The sequence below is a fragment of the Streptococcus sp. ALY_211 genome, from assembly GCF_058314555.1.
In genome coordinates this window covers 1-8,118 of record NZ_JBZFUN010000018.1, presented here as the reverse complement: position 1 = coordinate 8,118, position 8,118 = coordinate 1, and the positions used below count along the sequence as shown (strand labels likewise).

The following is an 8,118-nucleotide window of genomic DNA, read 5'->3' as shown; positions in this document are numbered from 1 at the left end:
ATTCAGCGTTAAGTGACGATAGCCTAGGAGATACACCTGTTCCCATGCCGAACACAGTAGTTAAGCCCTAGCACGCCTGATGTAGTTGGGGGTTGCCCCCTGTGAGATACGGGAGTTGCTTAGCGGTTATCCGCCATAGCTCAGTTGGTAGTAGCGCATGACTGTTAATCATGATGTCGTAGGTTCGAGTCCTACTGGCGGAGTAGATAAGTTGATTAGGAGGGGGTATCCCTCTTTTTTATTGCTTTGTGTTATAATATGCTCTATGAAGAAAGATAAAAAATTGTTGTTGATCGATGGATCTTCCATAGCCTTTAGAGCTTTTTTTGCTTTATATAATCAAGTTGATCGTTTTAAAAATAATTCTGGTCTTCATACAAATGCCATTTATGGATTTCATTTGATGTTAGATCATATGATGAAACGTATTAACCCGAGTCATGTATTAGTTGCATTTGATGCTGGTAAAACTACATTTCGTACGGAAATGTATCAGCCTTATAAAGCTGGTCGTGCTAAAACACCAGATGAATTTAGAGAGCAATTTCCTTATATCAGAGAGATGTTAGATCATTTAGGCATTCCTTATTATGATCTTGAAAATTACGAAGCAGATGATATTATTGGAACCATTGATAAATTAGCTGAAAGAAATCATTTTAATGTGACAATTGTCAGTGGTGATAAGGATCTTATTCAGCTTGTTGATGATCGTACAGCTGTGGAGATTTCTCGTAAGGGTGTTGCGGAATTTGAAGAATATACTCCTGCTTATCTTATGGAAAAGATGGGTATTTCTGCAGATCAATTCATTGATTTAAAGGCTTTGATGGGTGATAAATCAGATAATATTCCGGGTGTTACAAAAATCGGTGAGAAGACTGGGCTTAAACTTTTGAAGGAATACGGAAGTTTATCTGGTATTTATGATCATCTTGATAGCTTTAAAGCCTCTAAGATGAAGGAAAATCTTATTAATGACAAAGAACAAGCTTTTTTGTCTAAGACTCTAGCCACTATAGATACTTCCGCTCCTGTTGACATTGGCTTAGATGATATTGTTTACAATGGTCCAAACGTGGATGATTTAGCAAGTTTTTATGATCAAATGGGATTTAAACAGTTTAAAGCTCAGTTGTTTAGCGACAGTGATGAGGAGTCTTCTCATATTTCTTCTGTTGATTTTCAAGTAGTTGACTCTGCTGATGCTAGTTATTTTTCAGAGGATCAATTCTTTTACTTTGAGGTTTTTAATGACAATTATCATCTCGAAGATATTTTAGCTTTTGCTTGGGGAAATAGGGACAAGATTTATGTCAGTAAGGATTTGTCATTGTTGACTTCGCCTTCGTTTAAAGAAGCTTTATCTGGTTCGATAAATGTATATGATTTTAAGAGAACAAAGGTTCTTTTGAGTAAGCATGGTATAGATTTGCCTATTGCTAAATTTGACAGTCGCTTGGCTAAGTATCTTTTGTCTACGGTGGAAGATAATGAACTTTCTACGATTGCTGATCTATATACTTCTGTAGTGCTTCCAAAAGATGAAGTGATATATGGTAAAGGGGCTAAAAAGGCTATCCCTGAGGATGATATTTTATTTAATCATTTAGCAACTAAAATTAAGGTTTTGGTTGAAAGTGAAAAGGCACTAAGAGATAGTCTTTTGGAGCATGACCAATTGTCCTTACTTTTTGATATTGAACTTCCATTGGCTAATGTTCTTGCTAAGATGGAAATTGCTGGTGTATCTGTTAATGCCGAGACGCTTAAAGCAATGGAGTCTCAAAATACTAAGACTATTGAGCAGTTAACTCAGGAAATCTATGATCTTGCAGGTGAAACATTTAATATTAATTCTCCTAAGCAGTTAGGAGAGGTCTTATTTGAAAAACTTGGTTTGCCGGTTAGGTTAACCAAGAAAACAAAGACAGGTTATTCAACTGCAGTGGATGTTTTAGAGCGTTTAGCACCATTGAGTGAAGTAGTTACTAAAATTTTGGAGTATCGTCAGATAGCTAAACTTCAGTCTACCTATGTGGTTGGACTGCAGGATTATATTTTAGATGATGGAAAAATTCATACTCGGTATATTCAGGACTTAACTCAGACAGGGCGCTTATCAAGTGTTGATCCTAATTTACAAAATATACCTGTTCGTCTGGAGCAAGGGCGTTTGATTCGTAAGGCCTTTACTCCTGAATGGCAAGATAGTGTCCTTTTGAGTTCTGATTATTCTCAGATTGAATTGCGGGTCTTGGCTCATATTTCTGGGGATGAACATTTGATTAAGGCTTTCCAAGATGGGGAAGATATTCATACGGCTACAGCTATTAGGGTCTTCAATATTTCAAAAGCTGAAGATGTTAGTCCAAATGATCGGCGAAATGCTAAGGCCGTTAATTTTGGAGTTGTTTATGGTATTTCTGATTATGGTTTATCTCAAAATTTAGGGATTACGCGTAAAGCTGCTAAGGAGTATATTGATACCTATTTTGAGCGTTTTCCAGGGATCAAAGATTATATGGAAAGAGTTGTACGTGAAGCTAAGGATAAGGGCTATGTTGAGACTTTATTCAAGCGTCGTCGTATGTTGCCTGATATTAACTCTCGTAATTTTAATATCCGTAGTTTTGCAGAGCGGACAGCTATTAATTCTCCCATTCAAGGAAGCGCAGCTGATATTTTGAAGATTGCTATGATCAATTTGGACAAGGCACTGGATGAAGGAGGGTATCAAGCTAAGATGCTTTTGCAGGTACATGATGAAATTGTCCTTGAAGTGCCAAATGATGAACTTGAAGCTGTTAAACAATTGGTTAAAGAAATTATGGAATCCGCTGTCAGTCTTTCAGTTCCTTTAATTGTGGATGAAAATGCTGGTCAAACTTGGTATGAAGCCAAATAATTTAATCCTATTATTAATGAAGAAACAGTAAAAGCTAGGGTTTATTTCTTTCTATGGTAGTTTGTCTTCAATTATTCTGACTTTAGGAAGCACTCCCTCTAGAAACTAGAAGTTGGTATCAAATTTATAATGAATAAACAGCTTTCTTATTGGAAAGCTGTTTTTGAGATAGATTTATTTGAGGATTATTCTAGTTTAGACATTTGGATGGGTTTGTGATATAGTGATTCAAAACTTATAAAGTAGAGGTGTCTAATGACTTATCATTTTGAGAATCCAAGTAATGCGATCATTGATGCTTATTTGGAAGAGGCTAAGACTATAGCGGTTGTTGGCTTGTCCAATCGTACAGAAACGGCAGCTTATGAGATTGCAGGTATCCTTAAAGAGGCTGGTTATCATATAGTACCGGTAAATCCGCGTATGGCTGGAAAAGAGATTTTAGGGGAAAAGGTTTATGCCTCTTTGCAGGAAATTCCATTGAAGGTGGATATTGTCAATATTTTTAGACGTTCTGAATTTTTGGCTGACGTTGCTAGAGATTTTGTCCAAACAGATGCTAGGGTTTTTTGGGCTCAGTTGGGTTTAGAATCACAGGAAGCAGAAGAACTGTTACGACAAGCAGGTAGAAGTGATATTGTTATGAATCGCTGTATTAAAATAGAGTTAGGTCGTTTTTTATCTGAAAAGTAAGGGCGGGTGCTAACTAGAAGTGTGATATAATAGATACATTATCATCTTGAAAGGGGGCTGTGATGGAGGAAGATCGTAGAGCTTTAGAAGCGTATGAGACTGTTCTAGAACATCTTAAGAAAAAATACATCCGAATAACGGAATCACGCAAAGCTATTATCCGATATATGATTGCTGCTAAGCACCATCCCAGTGCCGAGATGATTTATGAAGACCTTAAATCTGATTATCCTAGTTTGAGTCTAGCGACAGTTTATAACAATCTTAAGGTATTAGTAGAAGAGGGATTTGTTACAGAGTTAAAGTTGTGTCATTATAGTACGACTTATTATGATTTTTTAGGGCATCATGAAATCCATATTGCTTGTGAGCGATGTGGTAAAATTGCGGACTATATGGGGGATGATATTCATGATATTTACCAAGCCGCTAGTCAGCAAACAGGCTATAAGGTGAGCCGTAGTCAGATTATGCTTTATGGCTTGTGTCCAGAGTGTCAAGCAAAGCGCTAAGAATTAGGGAACTATTGAGGGAATAGTTCTTTTTTGATAAATTCTTTAATTCCCTACTTTAATCTGTTATAATAAATGTACTGAAAATTTAGACAATATGATAGAGGAGATACTATGATTACAGCAGTGGATGTTGTGCATGCCCACGATGTCTTAAAGGATGTTGTCGAGCGGACCCCGCTTGATTTTGATCGCTATTTATCAGAAAAATATCAAGCGACGATCTATCTCAAGCGTGAAAATATGCAGAAGGTACGCTCCTTCAAGTTGCGTGGAGCTTATTATGCGATCCATCAATTATCTGATGAAGAAAAAAATCGTGGTGTCGTATGCGCTTCAGCGGGGAATCATGCTCAGGGAGTTGCCTATACTTGTAATGAGATGAAGATTTCGGCGACTATCTTTATGCCGATTACAACACCTCAGCAAAAAATTACTCAGGTCAAATTTTTTGGTGGTAGTTATGTCGATATTCAGCTAGTCGGGGATACTTTCGATGCGTCGGCTCAAGCTGCACAAGATTTCACTAAGGCAGAGGGACGTACCTTTATTGATCCTTTTGATGATGAGGATGTTCAAGCTGGTCAAGGAACAGTGGCTTATGAAATCTATGAGCAGGCTAAAGATGAGGGTGTTGATTTTGACAGCATCCTAGTTCCTGTTGGTGGTGGAGGTCTGATTGCAGGAGTCTCTACTTATATGAAGGATGTTTCTCCTGAAATGACAGTGATTGGTGTTGAGTCCAATGGTGCTAGAAGTATGCGAGCTGCTTTTGATAAGGGGCACCCTGTTAAGCTGGAGCATATCGATAAGTTTGCTGATGGTATTGCTGTTCAGAAGGTTGGTGAAAAGACTTATGAAGTAGCTCGTCAGCGAGTAGATGAGTTGGTTGGGGTTGATGAAGGGCTAATCTCTGAGACGTTGATCGATATGTATTCTCGTCAAGGCATTATTGCTGAACCTGCTGGTGCGGCAACCATTGCTGCTCTTGAAGTTTTGAAAGAGCAAATCAAAGGAAAAACATTGGTATGTATTATTTCCGGCGGTAACAATGATATTAATCGTATGCCAGAGATGGAAGAACGCGCCTTAATCTATGATGGTGTCAAACATTATTTTGTGATTAATTTTCCTCAACGTCCAGGCGCTCTGCGTGAATTTGTAAATAATATACTTGGTCCAAATGATGATATTACACGTTTTGAATACATCAAGCGTGCTGCCAAGGGGACTGGTCCATGCTTGGTTGGGGTAACTTTGTCAAATAAGAATGATTATAGCGCTTTGATTGATCGTTTATCGGATTTTGATCCTAACTATATTAATTTACATGGAAATGAAAGTCTTTATAATATGCTAGTCTAGCTATTGTGAAACGATATTAACGAAAGAAAGGTGTTAAGATAAGATGTTTGCTGGTTTTTTAATTTTTGTTGTCTTTTGTGTACTTGTTTTAATTTTCTTCTTGGTAAGTTCTTTGTATGTGGTACGTCAGCAATCGGTTGCTATTATTGAACGATTTGGACGCTATCAAACGATGTCTTCCAGCGGGATTCATTTGCGCTTGCCTTTTGGGATTGATAAGATCGTAGCACGTGTACAGCTGCGTTTGATGCAAAGTGAGATTATTGTTGAAACAAAGACTAAGGACAATGTGTTTGTCACCTTGAACGTGGCTACACAGTACCGTGTCAATGAGCAAAATGTTATTGATGCTTACTATAAATTGATGCGTCCTGAGGCACAAATTAAATCTTATATCGAAGATGCTTTGCGCTCTTCGGTACCAAAGTTAACTTTGGATGAACTTTTTGAGAAAAAGGATGAAATTGCACTTGAGGTTCAGCATCAGGTAGCAGAAGAAATGTCGACTTATGGTTATATTATTGTTAAGACATTGATTACTAAGGTTGAACCAGATGCTGAAGTGAAACAATCTATGAACGAGATTAATGCAGCCCAACGGAAACGTGTTGCTGCTCAAGAATTGGCCGAAGCTGATAAGATTAAAATTGTTACAGCTGCCTCTGCCGAAGCTGAAAAAGATCGTTTGCACGGTGTTGGTATTGCTCAACAACGTAAGGCTATTGTTGATGGTTTGGCTGAGTCTATTGCAGAACTTAAGCAGGCTAATGTCGGTATGACGGAAGAGCAAATTATGTCTATTCTTTTAACTAATCAATATCTTGATACCTTGAATACTTTTGCAGGTCATGGTAATCAAACTCTTTTCCTACCAAGTAGTCCAGAAGGAGTTGAGGATATTCGGACACAGATTCTATCTGCTCTTAAGGCTAGATAATATTTTTGCACTATATATAAAATCCCGCCTCTTAATTAGAGGCGGGATTTTATTGATGTATTTTAATCAAAAGTAAGCTTTAATTTTTTTCTGTTTCTTTAAGTGGTTTAAATCCAGTCAGAACTAAGCCAAGGATCAAACCAAGGACTGCAAAGCTAATCCATCCCATATTGTAAGCACCTAGAGGCAGAGTCTTAGTAAAGAAGTTGACTAGGCCAGCTGGAAGGCTGAAAAGTTCGGTCTGAGCTGATAGGGTATTGAAGGCGTCAAAGAGACCTGCAATAGCTGTGAAACCTAGAGCTGTCTTGTAAACGATATGATTATAGCCAATCCACTTTTTCATGAAGATGAGAATGATGGTTACAATAGTCAGTGGGTAGAGTAGGTAAAGAACAGGAATTGACCATTTGATAATTTGATCAAGTCCACCGAAGTAAAGGGTCACTCCTATCAGGGTGAAGATAGTTGCCCAGACAATGTGAGAAACTTTTGGAAAGATCTTATGGAAGTATTCTGCGCAGGCTGTAATTAATCCGGTTGCTGTCGTCAAACAGGCTAGGAAGATGGCCATACCTAGGATGATTTGGCCCAAGTTGCCCATGTAGTGAGTAGCTGATTGGATGAGAACGGGACCGCCATCTGAAATTGGGGCACCTCCCTGGATGAAACCATCTTTGCTAATGCTAAAGAGAGATTGTGAGGTTGCTCCAAGACGGGCAACAAAAATGTAGATAGCTGCTAGAATAGCAGCTGCGATGATACCGGACTTGAGAGTTAGGCTGGCAACAGCGCTAGAGGTTTTAGCTCCGTGCCCTTTTGCAGCATCGATAACCAAGATAGCAAAGGCCAGAGAAGCCAAAGCATCCATGGTACTGTAACCCTGAATCAGTCCAGCCACAAAAGGCAGGCTCTTGAAGCTGTCACTAACGGCAGGGGAAGCATTGTGTGCAGCGCCAATATGGCCTGCGGGAGAAATAAAGGAAGCAACAATCAGAATGCCTAGGAAAATCAAGAGAGCAGGTGTCAAATATTTCCCGATACGATCCGCAATCTTACTTGGTCGAACCGCAATTAGATAGGATAAGCCAAAAAAGACTAGTCCATAGATGATATGGGCGGCTTGGCCACTACCAAAGAAGGGCTTAATTCCTATTTCATAGGAGACCGCTCCTGTTCTAGGAATGGCAAAGAAAGGACCGATGGTTAGGTAGAGGGCGATGGCAAAGAAGAGGGCGTAAGCCTTAGAAGCAGGCCTAGCAATGGATTCAACATCAGTCTTGCCTGAGTAGGCTACAGCTACAACGCCTAATAGGGGGAGGGATACTCCTGTGATACAGAATCCCAGAATAGCTAGGGCTAGATTGGTACCAGAATAGATACCGAGGTAGGCAGGGAAAATCAGGTTACCAGCTCCGAAGAAAAGGGCGAAGAGCATAAATCCGATAATCCAATAGGTTGATGGTTTTTGCATTGTTTTCCTCCAAATTATAGTATTACCTTAAATTGTATAAAATTGTATGGCGATTCATTATATCAAGGACTGTTTAGCCTGTCAAGATGGGCTAAATGGGATGATTGGTTCTTATCATTCGAAAATGATAATGTCTTAGCTAGGTCGAATGTGAAAATGTCCCGTCTGGTAAACTAGAAAGATGAGGAAAATAGAACTAACTATGATAGAGTCAAAGAAATACCTAGTCATC

Annotated in this window: 6 protein-coding genes, 1 tRNA gene and 1 rRNA gene; 7 read left to right on the top strand and 1 reads right to left on the bottom strand. The window is 38.9% G+C overall.

Annotated elements, in window-relative coordinates:
- Positions 1-8 precede the first annotated feature (8 nt).
- The 7 genes from rrf to AC4HAJ_RS08550 all read left to right on the top strand — a co-directional run bounded on the left by rrf (position 9) and on the right by AC4HAJ_RS08550 (position 6,415).
- Positions 9-124, top strand: a 5S ribosomal RNA gene (gene rrf, locus AC4HAJ_RS08580).
- A 5-nt stretch (positions 125-129) separates the two neighbouring features.
- Positions 130-203: transfer RNA gene (locus AC4HAJ_RS08575), tRNA-Asn, on the top strand.
- Between the two features lie 62 nt (positions 204-265).
- Positions 266-2,908: a DNA polymerase I gene (polA, locus tag AC4HAJ_RS08570; protein WP_491079740.1), complete on the top strand. Its 2,643-nt coding sequence runs from the start codon at positions 266-268 to the stop codon at positions 2,906-2,908.
- Between the two features lie 255 nt (positions 2,909-3,163).
- On the top strand, positions 3,164-3,601 hold the full coding sequence (locus AC4HAJ_RS08565) for a CoA-binding protein (protein ID WP_491079739.1): 438 nt from the start codon (positions 3,164-3,166) through the stop codon (positions 3,599-3,601).
- Positions 3,602-3,663: 62 nt separating this feature from the next.
- Positions 3,664-4,113, top strand: a complete 450-nt coding sequence (locus AC4HAJ_RS08560; protein WP_491079738.1) for a Fur family transcriptional regulator — start codon at positions 3,664-3,666, stop codon at positions 4,111-4,113.
- 114 nt (positions 4,114-4,227) lie between these two features.
- The gene (ilvA, locus tag AC4HAJ_RS08555) at positions 4,228-5,478 is read left to right on the top strand and encodes a threonine ammonia-lyase IlvA (RefSeq protein ID WP_491079737.1); all 1,251 of its coding nucleotides are present in this window, start codon (positions 4,228-4,230) and stop codon (positions 5,476-5,478) included.
- Positions 5,479-5,521: 43 nt separating this feature from the next.
- Entirely contained in the window at positions 5,522-6,415 is an 894-nt protein-coding gene (locus tag AC4HAJ_RS08550) for an SPFH domain-containing protein (protein WP_491079736.1), read from the top strand.
- 79 nt (positions 6,416-6,494) lie between these two features.
- Here the strand turns inward: AC4HAJ_RS08550 and brnQ are convergent, their stop codons facing one another.
- Positions 6,495-7,886 carry a branched-chain amino acid transport system II carrier protein gene (gene brnQ / locus AC4HAJ_RS08545; RefSeq protein ID WP_491079735.1) on the bottom strand — a complete coding sequence of 464 codons (1,392 nt, stop codon included), beginning with the start codon at positions 7,884-7,886 and terminating at the stop codon, positions 6,495-6,497.
- Between the last annotated feature and the right edge of the window lie 232 nt (positions 7,887-8,118).